General features: G+C 72.4%; 19 protein-coding genes. 12 read left to right on the forward strand and 7 right to left on the reverse strand.

The genetic code is table 11. The features are described 5' to 3' along the window. Nucleotides 1-172 precede the first annotated feature (172 nt). The 4 genes from yajC to KB893_RS03455 all read left to right on the forward strand — a co-directional run bounded on the left by yajC (nt 173) and on the right by KB893_RS03455 (nt 4,751). Nucleotides 173-517, forward strand: a complete 345-nt coding sequence (yajC, locus tag KB893_RS03440) for a preprotein translocase subunit YajC (protein ID WP_211925582.1) — start codon at nt 173-175, stop codon at nt 515-517. 131 nt (nt 518-648) lie between these two features. Further along, complete coding sequence (secD, locus tag KB893_RS03445; protein ID WP_213173439.1) at nt 649-2,520, forward strand: protein translocase subunit SecD; 1,872 nt, start codon at nt 649-651, stop codon at nt 2,518-2,520. A 24-nt stretch (nt 2,521-2,544) separates the two neighbouring features. Continuing rightward, nucleotides 2,545-3,543: a protein translocase subunit SecF gene (gene secF, locus KB893_RS03450; protein WP_211925580.1), complete on the forward strand. Its 999-nt coding sequence runs from the start codon at nt 2,545-2,547 to the stop codon at nt 3,541-3,543. Between the two features lie 266 nt (nt 3,544-3,809). Continuing rightward, nucleotides 3,810-4,751 (forward strand): cation diffusion facilitator family transporter, encoded by a 942-nt coding sequence (locus KB893_RS03455; RefSeq protein WP_211925579.1) that lies wholly within the window; start codon nt 3,810-3,812, stop codon nt 4,749-4,751. Between the two features lie 226 nt (nt 4,752-4,977). Here the strand turns inward: KB893_RS03455 and KB893_RS03460 are convergent, their stop codons facing one another. Next, on the reverse strand, nt 4,978-5,793 hold the full coding sequence (locus KB893_RS03460; RefSeq protein WP_211925578.1) for an inositol monophosphatase family protein: 816 nt from the start codon (nt 5,791-5,793) through the stop codon (nt 4,978-4,980). 136 nt (nt 5,794-5,929) lie between these two features. Here KB893_RS03460 and KB893_RS03465 point away from each other — a divergent pair, with 136 nt between their 5' ends. The 3 genes from KB893_RS03465 to KB893_RS03475 all read left to right on the forward strand — a co-directional run bounded on the left by KB893_RS03465 (nt 5,930) and on the right by KB893_RS03475 (nt 10,101). Beyond that, on the forward strand, nt 5,930-6,688 hold the full coding sequence (locus tag KB893_RS03465) for an RNA methyltransferase (RefSeq protein WP_211925577.1): 759 nt from the start codon (nt 5,930-5,932) through the stop codon (nt 6,686-6,688). Nucleotides 6,689-6,876: 188 nt separating this feature from the next. Then, entirely contained in the window at nt 6,877-9,069 is a 2,193-nt protein-coding gene (locus tag KB893_RS03470; protein WP_338026841.1) for a putative bifunctional diguanylate cyclase/phosphodiesterase, read from the forward strand. 12 nt (nt 9,070-9,081) lie between these two features. Then, nucleotides 9,082-10,101 carry an HDOD domain-containing protein gene (locus KB893_RS03475; RefSeq protein ID WP_211925575.1) on the forward strand — a complete coding sequence of 340 codons (1,020 nt, stop codon included), beginning with the start codon at nt 9,082-9,084 and terminating at the stop codon, nt 10,099-10,101. 7 nt (nt 10,102-10,108) lie between these two features. Here the strand turns inward: KB893_RS03475 and asnB are convergent, their stop codons facing one another. The 3 genes from asnB to KB893_RS03490 form a co-directional block, all read right to left on the reverse strand. After that, nucleotides 10,109-11,797 (reverse strand): asparagine synthase B, encoded by a 1,689-nt coding sequence (asnB, locus tag KB893_RS03480; RefSeq protein ID WP_211925601.1) that lies wholly within the window; start codon nt 11,795-11,797, stop codon nt 10,109-10,111. Nucleotides 11,798-11,840: 43 nt separating this feature from the next. Continuing rightward, nucleotides 11,841-12,458, reverse strand: coding sequence for an exopolysaccharide biosynthesis protein (locus tag KB893_RS03485; protein ID WP_211925574.1), 618 nt, complete (start codon nt 12,456-12,458; stop codon nt 11,841-11,843). Nucleotides 12,459-12,519: 61 nt separating this feature from the next. Beyond that, nucleotides 12,520-13,854, reverse strand: coding sequence for a hemolysin family protein (locus KB893_RS03490; RefSeq protein ID WP_211925573.1), 1,335 nt, complete (start codon nt 13,852-13,854; stop codon nt 12,520-12,522). 191 nt (nt 13,855-14,045) lie between these two features. On the opposite strand from KB893_RS03490, the gene KB893_RS03495 reads away from it, so the two are divergent. From KB893_RS03495 to KB893_RS03515, 5 genes are all read left to right on the forward strand, one after another. After that, nucleotides 14,046-14,675, forward strand: a complete 630-nt coding sequence (locus tag KB893_RS03495) for a DUF47 domain-containing protein (protein ID WP_211925572.1) — start codon at nt 14,046-14,048, stop codon at nt 14,673-14,675. Between the two features lie 7 nt (nt 14,676-14,682). Next, nucleotides 14,683-15,810, forward strand: coding sequence for an inorganic phosphate transporter (locus KB893_RS03500; RefSeq protein WP_213173440.1), 1,128 nt, complete (start codon nt 14,683-14,685; stop codon nt 15,808-15,810). 10 nt (nt 15,811-15,820) lie between these two features. Then, nucleotides 15,821-16,189, forward strand: coding sequence for an MGMT family protein (locus KB893_RS03505; protein WP_211928047.1), 369 nt, complete (start codon nt 15,821-15,823; stop codon nt 16,187-16,189). Between the two features lie 77 nt (nt 16,190-16,266). Then, a complete protein-coding gene (locus KB893_RS03510; RefSeq protein WP_211928046.1) occupies nt 16,267-16,896 on the forward strand; it encodes a rhomboid family intramembrane serine protease in 630 nt (209 codons plus the stop codon). 24 nt (nt 16,897-16,920) lie between these two features. Next, complete coding sequence (locus tag KB893_RS03515; RefSeq protein WP_211928045.1) at nt 16,921-17,853, forward strand: hypothetical protein; 933 nt, start codon at nt 16,921-16,923, stop codon at nt 17,851-17,853. Nucleotides 17,854-17,862: 9 nt separating this feature from the next. On the opposite strand, the gene rapA is transcribed toward KB893_RS03515, so the two are convergent. The 3 genes from rapA to KB893_RS03530 all read right to left on the reverse strand — a co-directional run bounded on the left by rapA (nt 17,863) and on the right by KB893_RS03530 (nt 25,063). Next, nucleotides 17,863-20,700 carry an RNA polymerase-associated protein RapA gene (rapA, locus tag KB893_RS03520; RefSeq protein WP_213173441.1) on the reverse strand — a complete coding sequence of 946 codons (2,838 nt, stop codon included), beginning with the start codon at nt 20,698-20,700 and terminating at the stop codon, nt 17,863-17,865. A gap of 112 nt (nt 20,701-20,812) precedes the next feature. Then, nucleotides 20,813-22,810, reverse strand: coding sequence for a M13-type metalloendopeptidase (locus KB893_RS03525; protein WP_211927052.1), 1,998 nt, complete (start codon nt 22,808-22,810; stop codon nt 20,813-20,815). 141 nt (nt 22,811-22,951) lie between these two features. Further along, nucleotides 22,952-25,063 carry a M13 family metallopeptidase gene (locus KB893_RS03530; RefSeq protein WP_211927053.1) on the reverse strand — a complete coding sequence of 704 codons (2,112 nt, stop codon included), beginning with the start codon at nt 25,061-25,063 and terminating at the stop codon, nt 22,952-22,954. Nucleotides 25,064-25,117: the final 54 nt, after the last annotated feature.

Raw genomic sequence — 25,117 nt, forward strand, 5'->3', positions numbered from 1 at the left:
CGGGGCAGGCGCCGGGCCCTGAGTCCACTGCCCACGCTCGATCCCCGACTCCCGACCCCTCCAGCCCCAAGGCCCAGGGCCCGTCCCATCGGGCACCACACCGGCTTCCTGCGACGCCCCGGGGCCTCTGGCATAATCCCGCTTCTTTGACCCGATCTCGACGGTACCCGTGATGAGCCTGCTCGATTTCCTGATCTCCCCGGCCGCCGCCCAGGCCGCGCCCGCCGCCGGCCAGCAGCCGAGCATGATTCCGACCTTCGTGATGCTCGGCCTGTTCTTCGTGCTGATGTACTTCATGATGATCCGCCCGCAGATGAAGCGGCAGAAGGAGCATCGCGCCATGCTCGACAAGCTGCAGAAGGGCGACGAGGTGGTCACCACCGGCGGCATCGCCGGCCGCGTCGAGAACATCGGCGACAACTTCATCAGCGTGGAGATCGCCGAAGGCGTGCGCATCAAGATCCAGCGCGGCGCGATCTCCACCGTGCTGCCGAAGGGCACGCTCAAGGCGGCCTGACGCACCCGATCCGACGGCGGCCGCGAGGCCGCCGTCCTCGTTCGACGACCACCGCACCTTGACCCGGGCCTGATCGGCCCCAATCAGCGCCCCGCCGGCCCGCGTTCCGGACCGCCGGGGATGGAACGCACATGCTCGAGTTTGCCCGCTGGCGCTATGCGCTGGTCGCGATCGTGATCGCGCTCAGCGTCTTCTACGCGATCCCGAACCTGTTCCCGCAGGATCCCGCCGTCCAGATCACCGCCGCACGCGGCGCGCCGGTGAGCGAGGCCATGGTGCCGCGCGTGCGCGGCGCGCTCGAGGAGGCCGGCATCGGCTTCGAGTCCGTGGCGATGGAGGAGGGCGCGCTGCTGGTGCGCGTCGGCGACCTCGACGGCCAGGCGCGCGCCGCGGAACTGCTGCGCAGCGAGCTCGGCTCCGACTACAGCGTCGCCCTCAACCTCGCCAACACGGTGCCCGACTGGCTCGACGCGATCGGCGCCGGGCCGATGCCGCTGGGCCTGGACCTGCAGGGCGGCGTGCACTTCCTGATGGAGGTCGACGTCGACGCCGGTCGCGAACGCCAGCTCGAGGCCTTCGCCGGCAACGTGCGCAACGCGCTGCGCGACGCCGGCGTCGAGGGCGCCGCGGTCAGCCACAGCGGCGACACGATCGCCGTGCGCCTGCAGTCCGAGGACGCGCGCGACGCGGCGCGCAGCGCGATCCAGTCGGGTCTGCAGCAGCTCCAGGTCACCAATGCCGGCGATAGCGCGCTCGAGGTGACGATCCGCCCGGACGAACTGCAGCAGATCCTCGACGGCGCGATCCAGCAGAACATCGCCACCCTCGGCAACCGCATCAACGAGCTCGGCGTGGCCGAGCCGCTGATCCAGCGCCAGGGCGCCAACCGCATCGTGGTGCAGCTGCCCGGCGTGCAGGACACCGCCGCGGCCAAGCGCATCCTCGGCGCCACCGCGACCCTGGAGTACCGCGCGGTCGCCGGCAGCGACGCCGACGCCCAGGCCGCGGCCGCGGGCGGGCGCGTGCCGCCGGGCGCGGAACTGTTCTACCGCCGCGGCCTCGAGCCCGGCCAGCGCGGTGCGCCGGTGCTGCTGTCGCGCCGCGTGATCGCCAGCGGCGACCAGCTGGTCAGCGCGACCTCGATCACCGATCCGCAGTCCGGCACTCCGGCGGTGTCGGTGCGGCTGGACAGCGTCGGCGGCGACGCCATGCAGGCCTTCACCCGCGAGAACGTCGGCAACGGCATGGGCGTGGTGCTGACCGAGCGCATCCCCGAGGTGCGCATGGTCGACGGCGAGGAGGTGCGCAGCACCCGCGTCAACGAGGAGGTGATCAGCGTCGCCACCATCCAGGGCGTGTTCGGCAGCCAGTTCCAGACCACCGGCCTCGACAGCCCGGACGAGGCCGCCAACCTCGCCCTGCTGCTGCGCGCCGGTTCGCTGGCGGCGCCGGTGGACATCGTCGAGGAGCGCGTGATCGGCCCGTCGCTCGGCCAGGAGAACATCGAGGCCGGCGCGCGCGCGCTGCTGATCGGCTTCGTCGCGCTGTGCGTGCTGATGGTCGTCTACTACCGGCTGTTCGGCCTGATCTCGGTCACTGCGCTGCTGGTCAACCTGTTGCTGCTGACCGCGGTGCTGAGCCTGATGGGCGCCACGCTGACCATGCCCGGCATCGCCGGCATCGTGCTCACCCTGGGCATGGCGATCGACGGCAACGTGCTGATCCTCGAGCGCATCCGCGACGAGCTGCGGGTCGGCAACACGCCCGCCAACAGCATCCGCGCGGGCTACGAGCGCGCCTGGACGGTCATCTTCGATTCGAACGTGACCAAGCTGATCTCCGCGATCGCCCTGATCGCGATGGCGGTCGGCGCGGTGCGCGGCTTCGCCGTGGTGCTGCTGGTCGGCACCCTGACCTCGGTGTTCACCTCGGTCACGGTCAGCCGCGCCATCGCCACCCTCGTGTACGGACATGGGCGCAAGCTCAAGTCGGTTTCCGTCTGACGCGGTTTCGGAGACGCAAGCGCAATGGAATTCTTCAATCCGAACAGCAACGTCGACTTCATGCGGATCCGCAGGGTGTCGATGATCGTCGCCCTGTTCCTGGTGATCGGTTCGATCACGACGCTGGCCACCCGCGGCCTGAACTTCGCCCTGGACTTCACCGGCGGCACCCTGGTCGAGGTCCAGTTCGACCGCGAGATGGAGCAGCCGCAGGTGCTCGAGGCACTGGATGCGGCCGGTTTCGAGGGTGCGGTGGTGCAGCGCTTCGGCACCGACAGCTTCGCGATCCGGCTGCCGCCCGATGCGGGCGGCGGCGCGCCGGAGGAGGCCGCGGCCGGTCCCGCTTCGGGCGACGAGGCCGAGTCCAGCCTGGACGCGCGCAACGCGGCGCTGGCCGCGCGCGTGGTCGAGGCGCTGGACGCCACCGGTGCCGAGTCCACGGTCACCCGCAGCGAGTTCGTCGGCCCGCAGGTCGGCGAGGAGCTGGCGCAGGACGGCCTGCTCGCCGTGCTGGTGGTGATCACCGGCATCGTGATCTACATCGCGATGCGCTTCGAGTGGAAGTTCGGCGTCGCCACCGTCGTCGGCGAGCTGCACGACGTGCTGGTGACGCTCGGCATCTTCGCGCTCACCGGCCGCGATTTCGACCTGGTGGTGCTGGCCGCGGTGCTCGCGGTCGACGGCTACTCGGTCAACGACAAGATCGTGGTGTTCGACCGCGTGCGCGAGCTGTTCCGCAACACCACCAACCTGGATCCGGTGCAGGTGGTGAACCGCGCGGTCAACAGCACGCTCTCGCGCACGATCATGACCAGCCTGACCACGCTGCTCACGGTGGTGGCCCTGTTCCTGTTCGGCGGCCCGACGCTGGAGAACTTCGCGCTGGTGATCATCATCGGCATCGTGATCGGCACGCTGTCGACGATCTTCCTGTCGGCGCCGCTGCTGCTGCGCCTGGGCGTCGACAAGCAGGACCTGATGCCGAAGGCCCGCGACGAGGCGGAGCTCGCGCGCCGGCCGTAGCCGTCCGCGCCTGCATCGCGTCCCGCGAAGGCCGCCGGCATCCCCGGCGGCCTTCGTCGTTGGGGGAGCGGAAATAGTGTTACGGGAGCTGGGCCCGTTACCCTTCCGCTTCGCTTTGAGCGTGCACACGCGACCGACCTTCGCCAGTCGCCGCCGTTCCGGTCCACGGTGCTGCGCCGTCGGGTCGGCCCTGCGCGGATGCCTGTCGGTGGCGACGCCGGGGCCCCTCCCGGCAAGGCGGAGGCGCCCGACCGCAGGAGGATCCGATGGGCCACGACCACGATCACGGATTGGGCGACATCCGCCACGAGCGGCCGCTGTGGTGGGCGTTCGGGCTGACCGTGGGCTTCCTGGCCGCGGAGGTGGTCGGCGGCCTGGTCACCGGCAGCCTCGCGCTGCTGTCGGACGCCGCGCACATGGGCACCGACGCCTTCGCGCTCCTGATCGCGCTGACCGCGGTGCGGATGACGCGGCGGCCGGCGGACGCCAGGCGCACCTACGGCTACGTGCGCATGGAGGCGCTGGGCGCGCTGGCCAACGGGGTGCTGCTGTTCGCCGCCTCGCTGTGGATCCTGTACGAGGCGTGGCGGCGCTTCCTCGATCCGGGCGAGATCGGATCGGTCGGCATGATGGTGGTGGCCGGGCTCGGCCTGGTGGTGAACCTGATCGGCATGCGCCTGCTCAAGGCCGGCAGCGGCGAGAACCTCAACATGCGCGGCGCCTACCTCGAGGTGTGGGCGGACGCGCTGGGGTCGGTCGGCGTGCTGGTCGCGGCCGCGGTCATCATGGCCACCGGCTGGGTGGTCCTCGACCCCATCGTCGCCGCCGCCATCGGCCTGTGGGTGCTGCCGCGGACCTGGGTGCTGGTGCGCGACGCGGTGCACGTGCTGCTGGAGGGCATCCCCAAGGGGCTCGACCTCGACGCCGTGCGCCGGACGCTGCGCGAGACACCGGGCGTGGCCGGCGTACACGACCTGCACGTGTGGTCGCTGGGCAGCCGCACGCCGGCGCTCACCGCGCACGTGGTGATGGCCGAGGGCGTCGACGACCACGACGCCCTGCGCGCCGAGCTCGCGCACCGGCTCGTGCACGCCTTCGACATCCACCACGCCACGCTGCAGATGGAAAGCGCCCACTGCGCCCCGCCGCCCGGCCACGAGCACGCGCACGAGCCGGGGCATGGACATCCGCCGGTGGTGCATGAGTAGGCGGGTGAAGCGGGAATCGGGAATCGGAAATCGGGAATGGAAGGGGCGCAGCGGTTCGGCGCGCGCCGCTTGAACCGGCACGCCCCGGTGCGGGGGCGTCAGTCGCCGTGCGGGTCTGCGGGGCGGGCGAACCCGCGTGCGAGCCGCCTCGCGACGGGAGGCAGGGCGTCAGTCCTAACGACCTCACCATTCCCGAGTGCCGGGTCCCGATTCCCGCTCCCCCCAATCAGAACGCCGCCGCATACCCCGTCGCCACGATCCGCTGCTGCAGGTCGTCGACCACCTTGAGGTTGCCGGCGACGATCTGGCCGGGGCGACCGCTCATGTCGATCAGCTTGGAGGTGCCGCCGCGGAAGTCGCAGACCTTGCCGCCGGCCTCGCGCACCAGGAGCAGGCCCGCGGCCACGTCCCAGGCCTTGATGCCGGCCTCGAAGTAGGCGTCGGCGCGGCCGCAGGCGACATAGGCGAGGTCGAGCGCGGCCGAGCCGCTGCGGCGCACGTCCTCGGCGACGGTGAGCACGTTGGCGACGGTGGCCAGCTGCGGGGCGAGGCGCTCGCGCTCGCGCGGCGAGTAGCCGGTCAGCAGCATCGCGCCCTCGAGGTCCTTGCGCTCGGCGACGCGGATCTTCTTGTCGTTGAGCTGGGCGCCGGAGCCGCGGCTGGCGGTGAAGATGTCGTTGCGGATCGGGTCGTAGACCACGCCGTGCTGCGGCTCGCCGTTCTCGACCAGGGCGATCGACACGCAGAAGTGCGGGAAGCCGCGCAGGTAGTTGCTGGTGCCGTCGAGCGGGTCGATCACGAACACGCCGCCGCGGCCCTTGCCGATGGCGCCGCCTTCCTCGCCGAGGAAGCCGGCGTCCGGGTAGGCGCGGCGCAGCTCGCGGATGATCTCGGCCTCGGCCATCGAGTCGACTTCGCTGGCATAGTCCTGGCGCGCCTTCTCGACCACCTTGAGGCTGTCGAGCCGGGCCATGTTGCGGAGGATCACGTTGCCGGCCTGGCGGGCGGCCTTGACCATGACGTTGACGGCAGGCTTGAGCATGCGGGGGACCACCGGGAGCTGGTAAGGAGCGAGGCGTGCGCCGGGGGCGCCGCGAACGCGCCAGTCTACCAGACCCGGCGGTGGGGCCCGCGGCTTCCGTACACTGTCGCGTCCCGCCGTCCGCCTGTCCCGTCCCATGTCCCACGACATCCGTTTCGTCCTCGTCGGCACCCAGCACCCCGGCAACATCGGCGCCGCCGCGCGGGCGATGAAGACCATGGCGCTTGCGCGCATGAGCCTGGTCGAGCCGCCGGCCCTGCCGGACCGCGACGCCGACGCCATGGCCGCCGGCGCCACCGACCTGATCGACGCCGCGCCGCGCTTCGACGACCTGCCCGCGGCGCTCGCCGACTGCGTCACCGTGTTCGGCTGCACCGCGCGCAGCCGCCGCGTGCAGCTGCCCGAGCTGACCCCGCGCGAGGCGGTCCCGCGGATCCTGGAGGCGGCGCGGCGCGGGCCGGTGGCGCTGGTGTTCGGGCGCGAGCGCACCGGCCTCACCAACGACGAGCTGATGCGCTGCGACGTCGCCATCCACATTCCCTCGAATCCCGAGTTCAGCTCGCTCAACCTCGCCGCCTCGGTGCAGGTGCTGGCCTACGAGCTGCGCCTCGGGCTCCTCGCCGAGGGCGCGGCTCCGGTCACCGAGGTCGCCGGCGAGGAGGGCGAGGGGCCGGCTCCCCAGGCGGAGCTGGAGAACTTCTTCGTCCACCTCGACCAGGCCCTGCACGACATCGACTTCCACAAGAAGCGGGCGCCGGACACGGTGATGCGCCGCCTGCGCCGGCTGTTCGCGCGGGCCAAGCCGGAGTCGCGCGAGCTGCGCATCCTGCGCGGCATCCTCGCCGACGCCCAGCGCATGGCGCGCCTGGCCGGCGAGGATGCGAGGAGCCGATGACGCCCCCCGTGCGGATGGGCTAGGCTCGGGGATCAGGCACCGGACCGGCGGCCTGCGACGGCATCGCCGCCGGGCGGAGGCCCGCTGCGCGGCAGCCAGCGCAGGCGCGACACGGTCACGGGACGGGGGGCGTGGCAGCACATGAGGCGGTATCCGGGATGAGCGTGGACCCAGCGCGGGAGACACCCGTGGCCGCTGCGCAGGCGCGTCCCGCGCTCGGGCTGTCGACGCGCTTCGCCCTGCTGCTCGCGGCGATCTCGCTGGCGCTGGTGGCGACGGTCTGCCTGCTCTGGTACCAGCAGGGGCGCGGCGCCGACGCCGTGATCCGGCACGGATCCGAATCGCTGCACCAGCTCGCCTTCAGCAGCCTGCAGCGGCGCGGCCAGGACCAGGTCGCGCAGAGCGCGGCGGCGCTTGCCGCTCCGCTCGCCGCAGGCGACCGCGCCGCCATCGGCCGGATCCTGGGCTCGGTCCGCAGGCAGACCGACGTCGTCTACGTCTACGTCTTCGATGCCGAGGGCCGCATCGTGCACGACGGTGCCGGCGATGCCAGCGTCGGCGCGCCCATGGACGATCCCTTCGCGTTCCAGGCGATCGCCTCGCCCGAGCCGGTGGTGCAGTGGTCGGACGAGGTCATGGACGTCGCCGGCCCGATCCGCGGCGACGGCGGGCGCCTGGGCGGATTGCGCGTCGGCTACGGCCTGGAGCGCATCGCCGCGCAGCAGGCCGAGGCGCAGGCGGCGCTGGGCGAGCGCCTGCAGGACCTTTCCCGCCGGCAGATGCACTGGCAGGTGGTGTTCGTGCTCGGCGCGGTGGCGGCCACGCTGCTGCTGTCGTTCCTGCTCGAGCGCTGGTTCGTGCGCCCGATCCGGCGCCTGGCCGATGCGGCGCGCGAGATCGAGGCCGGGCGCTTCGACGTGCCGGGCCTGCTGGACGGCCGCGACAGCCGCCGGCGCGACGAGATCGGCGACCTGACCCGCGCGTTCGGGCGCATGAGCGAGAGCGTCGCCCGCCACGACCGCGACATCCGCAGCATGGCCTACAGCGACGCGCTCACCGGCCTGCCCAACCGCCTCGCCCTGCGCGAGCTGCTGGATGCGCGCCTGCGCGAGCAGCTCGACGACGGCGGGCAGCTGGCCCTGCTGTTCGTCGACCTCGACGACTTCAAGCGCATCAACGACACCCTCGGCCACGATGCCGGCGACGAGGTGCTGGGCGAGCTGGCCGAGCGGCTCTACGTCTGCGTCGCCGAGGTCGGCGGCGAGTCGGCCGCACTGGCGCGCTTCGGCGGCGACGAGTTCATCGCGCTGGTCTCGGGGGCCGACATGCGCCAGCGCGCCGCGCTGCTGGCGGAGTCGGTGATCGCGGCCCTGCAGCAGCCGTTCCAGGTGCTGGGACAGCAGGTGGTGCTCGGCGCGTCGGTGGGCATCACCCTGGCGCCGCAGGACGCCACCGGCGCCGGCGTGCTGCTGAAGAACGGCGACGTCGCGATGTACCAGGCCAAGCTCGCCGGCAAGCACTGCTACCGCTTCTACAGCCGCGCCATGGACCAGGCCGTCGGCCGCCGCATGCAGATGGAGAGCGACCTGCGCGGGGCCTGGGAGCGTGGCGAGCTCAGCCTCGACTACCAGCCGATCTACCAGCTCGCCGACGGACACATCGTCGGTGCCGAGGCGCTGCTGCGCTGGAAGCATCCCGAGCACGGGATGATCCCGCCGTCGGTGTTCATCGACGTGGCCGAACAGAGCGGACTGATCGACCTGCTCGGTCGCGCGGTCATCGCCCGCGCCTGCGAGGACGCCGCGCGCTGGGTCGGCGCCGACGACGACGAGGAGGCGCCCTTCATCGCGGTCAACGTGTCGGCCCGGCAGCTGCGCAGCGGCGACCTGCCCGAGGTGGTGGCCGCGGCGCTGGCCGACAGCGGCCTGCCGCCGGGACGGCTGCACGTGGAGCTGACCGAGACCACCATCCTCGGCGACGAGATCCAGGCCGGCGCGCTGCTCGCGCGCCTGCGCGGCACCGGCGTGCGGGTCTGGCTCGACGACTTCGGCACCGGCTTCTCCGGCCTGAGCCATCTGCGGCGGGTGCCGGTGGACGGGGTCAAGATCGACCGCAGCTTCGTGACCGACGTGCTGCGCGATCCCGACGACCTCGCCCTGACCTCGGCCATCATCGCGATGGCGCACTCGCTGGGAATCACCGTGGTGGCCGAGGGCGTGGAGAGCGAGGGCCAGCACGACATCCTGCGCGAGCGCGGCTGCGACCTGGCGCAGGGCTTCTGGCTGGCGCGGCCGATGAGCGCGGAGGCCATGCGCCAGCTGTGCCGCGCGGGACTGCGCGGCTACGATGCCGAGCCGCGCCTGGACACGGGCAGCTACTGAGCGGCGATGACGGTGGGCGGATCTGCGGACACGCACGGCAGGCGGAGCTGGTGGGAACGGTGGTGGCCGCGCCGGCCGGCGGACGATGCGCAGCCCGGGCCCGGGCACGAGGCGCTGGATGCCGCGGACGGCGTGGGCGACGCCGATCTGCTGGCCGCGGAGGCGCTCGAGATCCGCTTCCTCTGCCACGTGCTGGGGATCGCCGAGCCGGCGCCGCAGGACGCACCCGTCTCGCCGCGCCGGCCACGGGACCGCGAGCGTGAGGAGCCGGTGGACGCCGATGCGCTGCCGCGCCTGCCGACCGTCATCCCGCAGCTCCTGCAGGCGATGCGCAGCAGCAAGGCCAGCGGCGAGGGCCTTGCCAGGCTGCTGGCGCGCGACCCGGCGCTGGTGGTGGAGGTGCTGCGCGCCGCCAACAGCGCGCACTACGGGGCCGCGCGCGCGATCACCAGCGTGCGCGGCGCGGTGGTCATGCTGGGCGAGGAGGGGCTGCGCCGGGTGATCGCGCGGGTGATGACCCGCCCCATCCACACCGCCGGCAGCGGCCCGTCGGCCGTCGCCGGCGCCCGCCTGTGGACCCATGCCGAGCGCTGCGCCGAGGCCTGCGCGGCGCTCGCGCCTGCGGGAGGCGCGGCGTTCGAAGCCTTCCTCGCCGGCATCGTCTGCAACATCGGCGCGATGACGCTGATGCGCGGCGACGCCGGCCTGCCCGCGCAGCCCGATGCCCAGGACCTGGAGGATTTCGGCCTGCGCTGCCGCCGCGCGGCGCACCAGGTCGCGCGGCAGTGGGGCCTGCCGCCGGGCGTGGTCGAGGCGCTCGCGGTGCGCGCCGGGCTGTCGCGGGTGCGCACGCCGCTGGCGCCGGCGCTGGTCGCGGCGGATCGCCTGGCGATGGCGGCGGTGCTGGCAGAGGCGGGCCGGCTCGAGACGACCTCGACGCCGCCGGTGGCGCTGCCGCAAGGCTTCGCACCGGCCGCGCTCGCCCGGGCCTGGCAACTGGCGCGACGGCCGCAGGGCGACGCCGAGCTCTGATCCGGCCTCAGTACGCTGCGTTGTGGACGGCCGCGACCGCGCGTCCCGACGGGTCGAGGTGCGTCTTCAGCGACGGATCCCACTCCAGCGCCGCCGCGGTCGAGCAAGCCACCGAGGGGCCGCCCGGGACCAGCTTCGCCGCCCAGTCCTGCGGATAGTGGCGGTGGAACAGGTCGCGGTAGAGGTAGGCCTCCCTGGTCTGCGGCGTGTTGTGCGGGAATCGCTCCGCCGCGGCAGCGAGGTCGGCGTCGCCGACCGCGGCCTCGGCATGCGCCCTGAGCGAGTCGATCCAGGAATAGCCCACGCCGTCGGAGAACTGCTCCTTCTGCCGCCACAGGATCGGGTCCGGCAGATAGCCGGCGAAGGCCTCGCGCAGGAACTGCTTCTCGATGCGTCCGCGCGCCCGGCCCGAGAGCTTGACCTCCGGGTCCAGCGACATCGCCGCGTCGACGAAGCCGCGGTCGAGGAAGGGCACCCGCGCCTCGACGCCCCAGGCGGCCATCGACTTGTTCGCCCGCAGGCAGTCGAACAGGTGCAGGGCGTCGAGCTTGCGCACCGTCTCCTCGTGCAGGGCCCTCGCATCGGGCGCCTTGTGGAAGTAGAGGTAGCCGCCGAACAGCTCGTCGGAGCCTTCCCCCGACAGCACCATCTTGATGCCCATCGCGCGGATCCGCCGCGCCATCAGGTACATCGGGGTGGAGGCGCGCACGGTGGTGACGTCGTAGGTCTCGAGGTGGCGGATCACCTCGGGCAGGGCGTCCAGTCCTTCCTGCACCGAGAACTCGATGCCGTGGTGGACGGTGCCGATATGCGCGGCGACCTGCGCGGCGGCGGCCAGATCGGGCGAACCCGGAAGGCCGATGGCGAAGCTGTGCAGCTGCGGCCACCAGGCCTCGCTGCGGCTGTCGTCCTCGATCCGGCGCGCGGCGTACTTCTTGGCGATCGCCGCGACCAGCGACGAGTCCAGTCCGCCGGACAGCAGCACCCCGTAGGGCACGTCGCACATCAGGTGGCTCCTCACCGCCTCCTCGAGCGCATGCCGGATCGCGTCGCGTCCGGCGCCTGCGCCGGCGACCGTGGCGTAGTCGCGCCAGCGCGGCGTCCAGTACCGGCGCGGCGCCGGATCGGCATCGGTCCAGAAGTGCCCCGGCGGGAACTCCTCCACGTGTTCGCAGCGTTCCGCCAGGCCCTTCATCTCGGAGGCGACGTGCAGGCAACCGTCGGCGTCGCGGCCCCAGTACAGCGGCACGATGCCGACCGGGTCGCGCGCGATCAGCCAGCGCCGTTCCATGCTGTCCCACAGCACGAAGGCGAACATGCCCTCCAGCCGGTTCAGCCAGGCGGCGATCGCCTCCGGGTCCGGTCCGTCCCGATACAGCGGCAGCACCACCTCGCAGTCGGAGTGGGTGGCGAAGTCGTAGGCGTGCTCCAGGCTCGCGCGCAGCGCGCGGTGGTTGTAGATCTCGCCGTTGACCGCGAGGACGTGGCGGCGGTCGGGGCTGTAGAGCGGCTGCGCACCGGAGTCGAGACCGACGATCGCCAGGCGCTCGTGCACCAGGACCGCACCGTCGTCGACGTGCACGCCCGACCAGTCGGGTCCGCGGTGGCGCATGCAGCGCGAGGCCTCCAGCGCGAGCGGACGCAGGGCCGCGGCGTCGTCGCCGCGGATGTCGAGGATGGCGAAGATCGAGCACATGCGTCGACAGTACGGCATGTGCTGCGGTGCGCAACAGAGGGCCTCAGAACAACCCGCGCATCCAGTCGATGGTGTGCTCGATCGCGCGGATCACCTGGTTCGACAGCACGATGCAGGCGGCGATCTCGATCAGCCCCAGGCACCACGCCACCGCGAGGACGACGCCGTCGCGTTCGATCAGGGCCACGCAGAAGGCGAGCAGGACCAGGCCGAAGGGATAGTTGGTCAGCGGGATCGGCAGCGCCAGCAGGATCCCCAGCACCAGCAGGAGCAGGCCGGTGAAGAACTTCGCGCTGGGGGTGAACATGACTTCGGCGCGGGGCCGGCTCACCCGCTCGAGGCGCGCCAGCCAGGGCGCCATGCGGTCGCGGAAGCGCTGGATCCTGCCGCGGCGCACGCCGCGCCGCAGCAGGAAGCCCGGCAGCCACGGATGCGGCAGCAGGACCAGGAGCTGGACGCCGACCAGGCTCACCAGTGGCCCGGCCACCGCGCCCACGCCGACCGGCAGGGGGATGAAGCTCAGCAGCGTCGCGGCCAGCAGGAGCACCCCGAAGGCGCGCGCGCGGAACTCGTCGAGCAGCCAGTCGAGCGTCACCGTCTCGCGCGGTTCGCCGGTGGCGACGACCTCCAGCAGGGCGCGCGTACTCAGTGGCTCGGACATGCGCGCAGAGTCTTGCTGCCGCACGTTCAAGGCGGCATGAACCGCTTCGGCCTGCGGGTCGTCACGCCCCGTCGGCTGGCGCCGCTCCGGTGCCGGCGGCGCGCTGCACCAGCAGCTTGTCGATCCGCGCGCCGTCGAGGTCGACGATCTCGAAGCGCCAGTCCTTCCAGTCGAAGGCCTCTCCGACCTGCGGAATCCGCCCCCACTGCGCGATCGCCATGCCGGCGAGCGTGTGGTAGTCGTGCTCGTCGCGGCCGGGGAACTCGCGCAGGTCGAGCAGCTCGCCGAGGTCGTCGATCGACAGCGCGCCGTCGACCAGCAGCGAGCCGTCCGCCCGGGTCACCACCTGCGCCTGGGCGCTGCCGCGCTCGCTGGCGCCCTGGCGCCCGACGATGGCGCCGAGCACGTCGTTGAGGGTCACCATGCCCTGGATGTCGCCGTACTCGTCGACGACCAGGGCCAGGGTCTGCTCCTCCTCGCGGAAGATCTCGATCAGCTTCAGCGCCGGCGTCGACTCGGACACGAACAGCGTGTCGCGCAGCTGGGCGAAGAGGTCGCCGCCGCCGGCGTCGAGCCCACCGAGCAGCGACTTCACCTCCAGCACGCCGACGATGTCCTCCTCGCCGCCGCGCAGCACGGGGTAGCGCGAATACGGCGTGGCGCGCATGGTCGCCAGGTTCTCGGCGCGCGCGGCGCCGGCATCCAGCCAGACGATGCGCGTGCGCGGGGTCATCAGGCTGTCGGCGGTGCGGTCGCCCAGCCGCAGCACGCGCGTGGCCATGCTGCGCTCGTCGCGGTCGATCACGCCCTGGTGCTGGCTCTCCAGGAGCATCAGGTGGATCTCGTCCTCGGAGATGCGGCCGTCGCCGTCGCGTTCCAGGCGCAGGATCTTCATCAGCCCGCGCATCACCGTCGACAGCAGCCACACCGCCGGCGCGGCGATGCGCGCCATCACGCCCATCGGCGCCGCCACCGCCATGGCCAGCTTCTCGGGCGCCAGCAGGGCGATGCGCTTGGGCAGCAGCTCGCCGACGATGATCGTGGAGAAGGTGATCAGCACGACCGCGATGGTCAGGCCGAGCCCCTCCGCCGAGAACCAGCCCTGCATCGGCGCCAGCGCCGGGACCAGCCGCTCCAGGGCGGCGGCGATGCGCAGGCCGATCGCCTCGCCGCCGAACACGCCGGTGAGGATGCCGATCAGGGTGATGCCGACCTGCACGGTCGACAGGAAGCGCTCCGGATGCTCGGCCAGGTCCGCAGCCATGCGCGCGCGCCGGCTCGTCTCGGCGAGCATGCGCAGGCGCGCCTTGCGCGCGGTGACGACCGACATCTCGGACAGCGCGAAGAAGCCGTTCAGCAGGATCAGGACGGCGACGACGAGGATTTCGAGTGCCATGGGCCGCCGGCGTCGCGCCTCGCAGGGCGTCTTGCCGGCACGGGATCTCCGGTGCGGAGCAGCGGCGTTCGCTGCGGCCGGCACTATGCCACAGGCGCGCGCGCGTTCGTCGGGACGGGCCGGACTGCCGCGATCATGTCGCAGCGCGGTAACATTCCGCGCCTTGGACTTTCCCGACGGGACCGCACCGCATGTTTTCCCTCCAGGCCATGTTCGGCAAGGGCGACCGCTTCTACACCCTGCTCGAGGCGAGCGCGCAGGCGGCGCGCCAGAGCGCCCAGGCGCTCGGCGAACTGCTCGCGCAGCCGAGCGAGCTGCGTTCGCTGGAACAGTTCAAGCTGGCCCGGCAGCGAGAGAAGAACCTCGCCGCCGAGATCAGCCTGGCGCTGGTGGACACCTTCGTGACCCCGCTGGAGCGCGAGGACATCGAGGGCCTGTCGGCGGCGCTCTACAAGATCCCCAAGCACGTGGAGAAGTTCGCCGAGCGCTGGGTGCTGGTTTCCGAACGCATCGGCGATGTCGACTTCACCGCGCGCGCGGCGATGCTCGAGCGCGCCTGCACCGTGATCGAGGAAATGGTCGCGCTGCTGCGCAAGGGCATGCACATCGATCGCATGAAGGCGCTCAACGACCGCCTGCAGGTGATCGAGGGCGAGGCCGACCGGCTGATCCTCGAGCTCTACCGCGACACCTACACCAACGAGATGGACCCGCTGTGCTACCTGCTGCGGCGCGACCTCTTCGAGCTCCTGGAGAAGGCGATCGACCGTTGCCGCGACGCCGGCAACGTCGTCTACACCGTCGTCCTCAAGAACAGCTGAGCCGCCCGTGCTGACGCTCCTGATCCTGGTGATCCTGGCGGCCCTGGTGTTCGAGTACATCAACGGCTTCCACGACACGGCCAACTCCATCGCCACCGTCGTCGCGACCAAGGTGCTCTCGCCGATGCAGGCGGTGGGCCTGGCCGCCGCGACCAACCTGATCGGCGCACTGATCGGCACCGCGGTGGCCAAGACCATCGCCTCCGGGCTGATCGACACCGGCGTGGTCGAGGTGACCTCGCAGGTGATCCTGTGCGCGCTGCTCGGCGGCATCGTCTGGAACCTGATCACCTGGTGGCTGGGGCTGCCGTCCTCCTCCAGCCATGCGCTGATCGGCGGGCTCTGCGGGGCGGCGCTGGGCGCGGCCGACAACAACTGGCACGCCATCATCTGGTCGGTGCCGGTCGATCCGCTGTTCAGGAGCCAGGGCATCGTGTGGAAGGTCATCGTGCCGATGGTCACCTCGCCGGTGCTGGGCTTCGTCGCCGGCTTCGTGCTGATGGGCGCGCTGTTCGGGCTCATCGCGCTGTGCGCGCGGGGCGGGCGGCGCCTGGCGCGTGCGGTGCGGCCGCGCTGGGTCAACGCCTTCTTCGGCAAGGCGCAGATCGCCAGCGCCGGCTACATGGGCTTCGCCCACGGCCTCAACGACGCGCAGAAGACCATGGGCATCATCGCCCTGGCCCTGATCAGCGCCCAGGCCGCGGGCACGCTGGACGACCTGCCGTGGCTGCTGGCCTTCCTGCACCCGTCGCCGGAGGCCATGGCCTCCGGTGACATCGACCTGTGGATCAAGATCACCTGCGCGCTGGTGATGGCCGCGGGCACCGCCGCCGGCGGCTGGCGGATCATCAAGACGCTGGGCCACAAGATGGTCAAGCTTCACCCCATCCACGGCTTCGCCGCGGAGATCAGCGCGGCCTCGGTGATCACCTTCGCCTCCTCGCTGGGCATCCCGGTCTCGACCACGCACAACATCTCCGCCGCGATCATGGGCGTGGGCTCGGCCAAGCGCTTCAACGCGGTGAAGTGGGGCGTGGTCGAACGCATGCTGTGGGCGTGGGTGCTGACCCTGCCGGCGGCGGGGCTGGTCGCCTGGCTGCTGGTGCGCGGCCTGCGCCTGGCCGGCTGGGCCTGACCGCGCGGCCATGAACGGGCGGCGCGCGTCGTGCGATGCCGCCGCCGCGCTGCGGCGCGCGCGCATCCTCGCCGCCGTCCGCGCCATTCCTCGCGGCCACGTCGCCGGCTACGGCGTCATCGCGCGCCGCGCCGGGTATCCGCGCCACGCGCGCCTGGTCGCGCGCATCCTGGCCGAGCATGAGGAGCCGGAGCTGCCCTGGCACCGGGTGCTGCGCGCCGACGGGCGCATCGCCTTCCCCGGGGGCAGCCGCGGCTTCCGCGAGCAGTGCCGGCGCCTGCGCGCCGAGGGCGTGCGCGTCGAGGCGGGTCGGGTGCGCATGCCGGATCCCGGCGAGGACCTGGACGCCGCGGTATGGGGCTGGGACGGCGCCGACTGAGTGGCGCGTCAGCAATCGCCCACGGGCGGCCGGCTATGATGGCGCGGCCCCTTCACAAACCGGACCGCGCCCGCCGCATGTTCAAGAACATCCCGCCCGTCACCCAGGCCCTGCTGTGGAGCAACGTCATCGTCTTCCTGCTGCAGCAGGTCGCCGGCGGCATGTTCCGCGGATTCGAGCTGTGGCCGCTGGTCTCCGGCATGGCGATGGAGTCGAACTTCCTGCCCTGGCAGTTGGTCACCTATGCCTTCCTGCACGGCAGCTTCGGCCACCTGTTCTTCAACATGCTCGCGCTGTTCATGTTCGGCGCGCCGCTGGAGTACACCTGGGGCAACCGCCGCTTCGCGACCTTCTACTTCGTCTGCGTGGTCGGCGCCGGCATCACCCATCTGGTCGTGACCGCGCTGCTGGGCCTGCCCGGCCTGCCCACGGTCGGCGCCTCCGGCGGCGTCTACGGCCTGCTGCTGGCCTACGGCATGCTGTTCCCCCGGCAGCGGGTCATGCTGCTGTTCCCGCCGATCCCGATGGAGGCGCGGACCCTGGTCATCGTGTTCGGCGCGCTCGCCTTCCTGATGGGCATCACCGGGGCCGGCGGCAACATCGCCCACTTCGCCCACCTGGGCGGCATGCTGTTCGGCTGGCTGCTGATCCGCTACTGGCGCGGCCAGCCGCCGTTCCGGCCGCGCGGGCCGCGGCGCTTCCACTGAGCCCCCCGAGACAAGGACGTCGACATGCACAACAGCCTTCCGCGCTTCCTGGCCCTGGCGTGCCTCGGGCTCGGTCTCGCCCTGACGTCGGTGCCTGCGCCCGTGCATGCCGCGGAGGAGTGCGGGGGCGACGCCGGCGAGCGGTGCTACGACGCGGAACGGCTGTTCGATCCGGACGCCGATCCGCAGGCCCGCGCCGAGGCCTTCGCCGCGGCGCGGCGTGCGGCCGACGGCGGCGATGCCCGCGCGCAGTACTACGTCGGCACGCTCTATCGGCTCGGCATGGATCATCCCGCCGCGCAGGTGGAGAGCGACCCGGCCAAGGCCCGGCTCTATCTCGCCAACGCCGCCGTGCATGGCCAGGTGCCGGCGATGGCGGGCATGGCCGAGCTGCATCTGGCGGCCGGCGAGCCGCTGGACGGGATGGTGTGGACGCAGGCGTTCGCCCACTACGAGAGGGTGGACGCCGAGCTGCGCGAGTATCCGGCCAGCGAGCGCCAGCCGTATGCGGCCAGCCTCGTGGCCCGGAGCTTCGCCGCGCTGGCGGCGACGGGGCCGGTCGACGAGAACCACGTCGGCGGCCTGTTCGCCGGCTTCATCGCCGACCGTGACGCCAGCATCCGCGCCGGCATCCTGGAGGAGGTCGCGCGCGGGCCGCTCGGCATGGAGTTCCGCTCGAAGCCGACGGTGCAACTGCGGATGACCCGACCGCTTGAACTGCGGATGGGCCAGCCGGGCGCCGCCCTCTACATCGTTGGCGTGGACCGCGAGGGACGCATCGCGAAGGCGCTTACGGTGGACAGCCTTCCCGATACCGATTTCGCCCGCGGGCTGCGGCGCGCCCTGATGCGCGTGCGCTTCGATCCGGATCCGGATGCGGAGCCGCTGCGCTGGGCCGGACTGCCGCTGCAGTTCGACGACCAGACGGTCTCCCTGCGCAGGGACGAGTCGCCCTGACCGGTTCCGTCAGCGTCCGCGCAGGGCGGTGAGGAAGTCGCCGCCGACCACCAGGCGCAGCGCGTCGAGGCGCGGTCGCGCGTTAGGCAGGACGGCCAGCACGGCATCGCGCTCGGCCTCGAGCGCGGCGATCTCGTCGGGATGCACGGCGGGATTGACGCGCGCCAGCGCGCGCAGGCGCTCCAGTTCCGCCGCGTAGCGCGCTTGCGCCACCGCGAGCGCTCCTGCGATACATGCCTCGACCTGCTCCTGCACGGCGGCGTGCGCGCCGTCGAGCATCTTCGGCACCAGGGTCGTGAGTGCCTTGCGGTAGGGCGAGAGGTCGATGTCGCGGTCGCCGGCGCGCAGGCGGGCCACGTCCGACGGCGCGAACTCCGACCGCACCGCCAGGCGCGTGTCGACGGCCGCGCGCAGCGGCGTCGGCGGCAGCAGGCGCTCGATCGCCAGCGCACGCGGCGCCACGCACTCGAGCACGTAGACCGCTTCCAGCACCGCGCTGCGCGGCGGCAGCGTGGCGTCGACCAGGAAGGCGGCATTGCCGCCGTCGCCGGAGAGCAGCAGGTCCTGCGCGGCGAGCACCAGCGGATGGTCGGGACGCAGGAACAGCAGGTCGTCGCGGGCCAGCGCGAGCGCGCGGTCGAAGGTCGCCTGGCGCTTGCCCGCGGCGAGCTCGGGCAGGCCATCGACGGTGACGTACTCGGGATCGAGCAGCCACTGCGCGCCGCCCAGGGGCTCGTGCTGGACGCCGAACTGTTCCAGCAGGCGTAGCGGGTAGTCGTCGTCCGCCGATCCGGCGTCGGCGTCGGCCACCGCCTGCAGCAGGGCGCCGGCCTCGGCGCCGCGCTGGCTGGCGAGCTCCAGCAGCCGGTCGCGGCCGCGGGCGATCGCCTCGGCGAGCTCGGCGTGCGTCGCGCGGGTGTCGGCGACGAGCGCCTCGAAGGCGTCGCCGCCGGCGTCGAGCGCCTGCCCGACGAGGGCGTGCCCGTAGCGCCGGGCCAGTTCGCGTCCGTCGGCGACCGGTGCGGTGAAGGCGTCGAGCGCCTCGTGATACCAGCGCAGCAGGCAGGCCTGCGGGCTGCCGGCGACGGCGGCGGCGTGCAGGTGCACGTCGCCGCGCTGGCCGATGCGGTCGAGGCGGCCGATGCGCTGCTCGAGCACGTCCGGGTCCAGCGGCAGGTCCCAGAACAGCAGGTGCTGCGCGAACTGGAAGTTGCGGCCCTCCGCCCCGACCTCGGACGCCAGCAGCACGCGCGCGCCATCGGGCTCGGCGAACCAGGCCGCATTGCGGTCGCGCTGCAGCAGGCTCATGTCGTCGTGGAAACGGGCCACCGCGAGGTCGGCGCGCGTGCGCAGCATCTCCTCCAATGCCTGCACGCGGGCGCGGGTGCGGCACAGGACCAGCACCTTGGCGGGCGCGAGCTCCTCGAGGGTGCGCAGCAGCCAGTCGGTGCGCGGGTCGCGCGCGTAGTCGGCAGCGGTCTCGGCGCGGCGGCCGGCGTCGGCCTCGAACTCCTCGCGCAGGCGCGCGGCGGCCGCGCCATCGTCGCCCGCCGGCAGCGTCTCCAGGTGGGCGACGCGCCGCGGGAAGCCGCCGACCGCGGCGCGGCGGTTGCGCACCATCACGCGGCCGGTGCCATGGCGGTCGATCAGTGCGTCCAGCAGTTCCTCGCGCGCCGCGGCGTCGCCGGCCGCCGTCTGCAGCCGGGCGTCCACGGCCGCCGCATCCTGCTGCAGCAGGCGGGCCAGCAGCGCACGCTGGGTGGCGTCGGGTGCCGCGCCCTCGACGATGCGCTCGACCAGCGCCGAGAGCGCGACCCACTCCGCCTGCTCGGCGACGAAGGCGTCCAGCTCGGCGTAGCGGGCCGGGTCGAGCAGGCGCAGCCGCGCGAAATGGCCGGCCTGGCCGAGCTGCTCGGGCGTCGCGGTCAGCAGCAGCACGCCGGGCGTCGCCGCGGCGAGGCGCTCGACCAGGCGGTAGCCCGCGCTCGCGCCGTCCGGCGACCAGGCGAGGTGGTGGGCCTCGTCGACCAGCAGCAGGTCCCAGCCGGCAGCGGTCGCGGCCTCGGCGCGCGCGGCGTCGCGGGCCAGCCAGTCGACGCTGGCGAGCACGCATTGCGCGTCCTCGAAGGGGTTGGTGCCCGGCGCGGCGGCCTCGAGCGCCGCGCAGCGCTCGGCGTCGAACACCGCGAAGGCGAGGTTGAAGCGGCGTACCAGCTCGACGAACCACTGGTTGACCAAGCTGTCGGGGGTGAGCACCAGCACGCGGCGGGCGCGCCCGCTGGCGAGCTGCTGCGCGGCGATCAGGCAGGCTTCGATGGTCTTGCCGAGGCCGACCTCGTCGGCCAGCAGCAGGCGCACCGGGCGCCGTGCGGCGGCGAGCTCGGCGATGCGCAGCTGGTGGGGAATGAGATCGACGCGCGCGCCGAGCACGCCGAAGCCCGGATCCGCCTGCGCGCGGGCGCGCTGTTCGAGCGCCTCCACGCGGAATTCGAAGCGGTCGTTGCGGTCGACCTGGCCCGCGAGCAGGCGGCGGTCGGCGAGCGCCAGAGGTTGCTCGGCATCGAGCGCCCCCTCGTGCACCTCGTCGCCCTCGATGCGGTAGACGAACAGGCCGTCGCGTTCCTCGACGGTCTCGACCGTGCGCTCGCGGCCGTCGACCCAGACGCGTTCGCCGGAGCGGAACTCCGCGCGTATCAGCGGCGCTCCCGTCAGGGCGTACTGGCGGATCTCGCCGCTGCCGGTGAAGACGATCTGCACGCTGCGCCCCATCAGGCGCAGCACGGTGCCCAGGCCCAGCTCGGGCTCGGCCGCGCTCGACCAGCGCTGGCCCGGAACGAAGGAAGTCATCCCGCCATTGTAGTGCCCCGTCGCGGCCACGGGGCGGGATTCCGCGACGGTGCGGGGCGATCTCCGGGCCGGAAGTCGCCCCTCGGCGGCGGGCGCGCGGCCCGCTGCCGACTCAGTGCCAGATGCCTGCCGGCTCGGCCGTCACCATCGGCTGCCCGGCGCTGCACTGGAAGGCCTCGCCGAACGCCGGGAGGTTGGCCAGCGGCCCGTTGACGCGGTACTGCGCCGGGGCGTGCACGTCGGTGGCCAGGCGCAGCTTCAGCTCGCCCGGGGTGATGTGCTGCGCCCAGAGCCGGGCCCAGCCCTCGAAGAAGCGCTGGGTCGCGGCGGCGTCGGCCTGCGGTTCGGCCGCGCGCCAGGCATCCAGGGCGATTTCCAGCCCGGCCAGATCGGCCGCGTTCTCCTCGCGCGTCTGCGCGCCGCGCACGCGCAGGCCGGCCTCGGGACTGAAGGCGTCGTACTGCGCGACCAGGGCCTTGGTGCGCTGGTCCCAGGCGGTGCGATCGGCCTCGGACCACCACTGCCGCAGCTGATGCCTGCTGTCGACGTAGTTGCCGACGGCGTCGAAGGCGTGCGCCATCTGGTTGCCCATCAGCGCGCCGAGCGCACCGTAGTTGGAGGCGGCGTCGCCGGCGGCGTCGAACACCGGCGGCTGCATCATCGCGGCGGTCACCACCAGGCGGTTCTCGTCGAGGATGTACGACACGTCGGGGACCTGGGGCAGGGTCGGCCAGCGCCGTTCCGCCGCGTCGTCCTTGCCGATCCTGGCCATCTCCTGGCGATGGCGCTCGGCGGCCACCGCCAGCACGTTGGCGGCGAACCGGGCGCGGTCGAACTGCAGCGCCGAGAAGTCGATCCGCCGCTGCTGCGGCGCGCCGATCTCGATGTCCAGCGCCTCGAGCTTGGCGCGCGCCTCGGCCTTGGCGTCGTCCCCGAGCCAGTTGGCGGCGTCGATGGACTCGCCCAGCGCCGTCTTCAGGCCCGCGCCGATGCGGTCCCCTGCCTCGCGCGCCGCCGGCGACAGGAACCGCTCGACGTACTCCTCGCCCACCAGCTCGCCGAGGGTGGGGTTGATCACGTAGTCCATCAGCAGGACCTCGCGCGGCGGCGCGCGCTCGGCGCCGCGCAGCACGTGGCCGTAGAGCTCGAGGTAGGGCGAGAGGAAGGCGTCGCCCATGTACGGCGCCATGCTGCTGGCGACCTGGTAGCGCAGGTAGAGCTGCCACTGTTCCAGCGGCACCGAGGCGAGCAGCGCGTCGAGCTGCTCGAAGAACCCGGGCTGCGCCACCGAGATGCTGTCGGCGGAGACGTCCTGCGCGTCGAGGAAGTCCTTGAAGCCCAGGTTCGGATAGGACTTCCTGAGCTCGCGCACGCCCACCATGTTGTAGGCCGCGCGCGGGTCGCGCAGGTCGTCGAGCCGGGTGGAGGCGCGGGCGAGCAGGATCTCGACCTGCAGGATGGTGCCGGACTTCGCGCCCAGCTCGGCCTCGCGCGTGCCCATCGCGGCGAGGATGGCCTCGACGTAGGCGCGGTAGCGGCCGAGCAGGGCCTGCGCGTCGGCGTCGGTCCGGGTGTAGTAGTCGGGATCGGGCAGGCCGAGGCCGCCCTGGCTGGCGTAGCCGACGGTGCGCGAGAAGTCCTTGAGGTCGATGTCGGCGGCGAAGTTGAACAGCACCGGCACGCCGGCCGCGTGCAGCTCGCCCACCACCTCGCCCAGGTCGCCGGGCCGCTTCACCGCATCGACCTTCGCCAGCAGCGGCTGGATCGCGGCGGCGCCGGCGGCCTCGATCGCGGCGGTGTCGAGGCCACTGGCCCAGAAGTCGCCGAGCAGGCGCTGGCGCGGGGTCTGCGGCGCGGTCATCGCCGAGTTCAGGATCTCGCGCTGCTGTTCCAGCGCCCGTGCGTTGAGCTGGTCGAGCTGGCCGAACGCCTCCGCGCCCGGGGGCAGCGGGTTGGCCGCGAGCCAGGCCTGGTTGACGTGGCCGTAGAAGTCGACGCAGGCCGCAGGAGCGGCAGGCGCCTGCGCGGCCTGCGCGAGCGCGGCGGAGGCGGAGGACAGCGCGGTGGCGCCGAGGAGGACGGCGAGGGCGAGCGGGTGGCGACGGGGCATGCGCGAAAGAGGTCCGTGGTGAGCCGCGGCAGTGTAATCGCAGGCATCGCGCGCACGCACCGCCGGCGCAGGCACTTCACGCCGGAAACGGGAACGGCCCGGCGGATGCCGGGCCGTTCGGGCGACGCAGGTGCTGCCGGCCTACCAGATCACGACGCGGGCGTCGCCGCTACGGACCATCGCGTCGCCCGGCTTGCACTCGAACGCGGCGGCGAATGCCGGCAGGTTCGAGGGCGCGCCGATCGCGCGGAAGTTGGCCGGCGCGTGCGGATCGGTCTTGAGCCGCATCTTCAGCGCGTCGTCGGTGAAGTTGCGGCGCCAGACCGTGGCCCAGTTGATGAAGAAGCGCTGGTCCTGGCTGTAGCCGTCGGTCATCGGGTCGGCGAAGTCCTCGCCCTGCGCCCCCTTCATCGCGTCGTAGGCGACCGCCAGCCCGCCGAGATCGGCGATGTTCTCGCCCAGGGTCAGGTTGCCGTTGACGTGCTCGTCGTCGATCGCGACGTACTCGTCGAACTGGCGCACCAGCTTGCCGGTGCGGGCCTGGAAGCCCTGCGCGTCGGCCTCGGTCCACCAGTTCTCGAACGCACCGCTGGGCCCGAAGCGGCTGCCCTGGTCGTCGTAGCCGTGGGTCATCTCGTGGCCGATGACCGCGCCGATACCGCCGTAGTTGAAGGCGTCGTCGGCCTCGGCATCGAAGAACGGCGGCTGCAGGATGGCCGCGGGGAACACGATCTCGTTGGCCAGCGGGTTGTAGTAGGCGTTGACCGTCTGCGGGGTCATGCCCCACTCGGTGCGGTCCACCGGCTCGCCGATCTTCGACAGCGCCCACTGATAGTTGAAGCGGTCGGCGGCGAGCTTGTTGGCGACGTAGCTGTCGCGCGAGGTGTCCAGGCCCGACCAGTCGCGCCACTTCTCCGGGTAGCCGATCTTGGGCGTGAAGCTTTCCCATTTTGCCAGCGCCTTCTGCTTGGTCTCCTCGCTCATCCAGTCGAGGTTCTGGATGTGCGCCTTGAGCGCCCCGCGCAGGTTGCCGACCAGCTCCTCCATCCGCGCCTTCGACTCCGGCGGGAAGTTCTCGCGGACGTAGAGCTGGCCCATGGCCTCGCCGACGTTGCCCTCGACCGCATCCAGCACGCGCTTCCAGCGCGGCTCGATCTCCTGCTGGCCGGCGAGCGCACGGCCGTAGAAGGCGAAGTTCTCCTGCGCGAAGGCCTCCGGCAGGTAGGGCGAGAGCGCGTCGACGGCGTGGAAGCGCAGGTAGGCGCGCCAGTCGGCCGGATCGACCTCGGCGAGCATCTCGCTGACCTCCTGGTGGAAGCCGGGCACCGCCAGCGAGAACGTCTCCGGCGCCTCGACGCCCTGCGATTCGAAGAACGTCGACCACTCGAAGTTCGGCGTCAGCGCGTCGGCCTCGGCCACGCTGACCGGGTGGTAGTAGAGCGAGACGTCGCGCGACATCTCCTCGGTCGACTTCGAGGCCTCGGCCAGGCGCGTCTCGAACGCCATCACCGCCTCGGCCTGCGTGCGGGCCGCGTCGGCGGCGACGCCGGTCAGTTCCAGCACCCGGGCGATGTGGTCGACGTAGGCGGCGCGCTTGTCGGACTTGTCCTCGTCGAAGTAGTAGGTCTTGTCCGGCAGGCCCAGGCCGGCGGGTGCGGCGTAGGCGATGTTCATGTCCGGGTTCTTGAAGTCGGCCTCGGGGCCGAAGCCGAACAGCAGGCCCTGGCCGCGCGCGTGGGCGTCGCGCAGGAAGCCGGCGATGGCCTCCTGCGAGTCCAGCGCCTCGATGTCGGACAGCAGTGGCTGGATCGGGGCCAGGCCGGCCTGCTCGATGCTGGCCTCGTCCATGCCGCTGGCCCAGAAGTCGCCGACCAGCTTCTCCACGCCGCTGTCGCCGTTGGCCGCGGCGTCCTCGGCGAGGCCGCGGGTGACCGCCTTCGCGCGCTCGTCGAGCATCTCGAAGCTGCCCCAGCTGGTGCGGTCGCCCGGCACCGGGTTGGCCGCGAGCCACTTGGCGTTGACGAAGGCGTCGAGGTCGTCGCAGACGTTCTTCGAGGTATCGAGGTCCGCGACCTCGAAGCGTGCCAGCGGCGGCAGGGATTCGGCGGCGGGCGCGGCGGAAGTCGCCGCGGGAGCGTCTCCGGCGCCGGTGGCGGCGGATTCGGTGGTGGCGGCATCGTCGCCGTTGCAGGCCGACACCGCGAAGGCGACGGCGAGGCTGAGGGCGAGCGGCTTGAGGGAACGGGCGTTCACGGGTTCGGTGGCTCCGGCCAGAAGGGCAGTCGAGGACGCGCAGTGCGCGAACGC

This window comes from Coralloluteibacterium stylophorae, assembly GCF_018122625.2.
Lineage (GTDB): Bacteria > Pseudomonadota > Gammaproteobacteria > Xanthomonadales > Xanthomonadaceae > Coralloluteibacterium > Coralloluteibacterium stylophorae.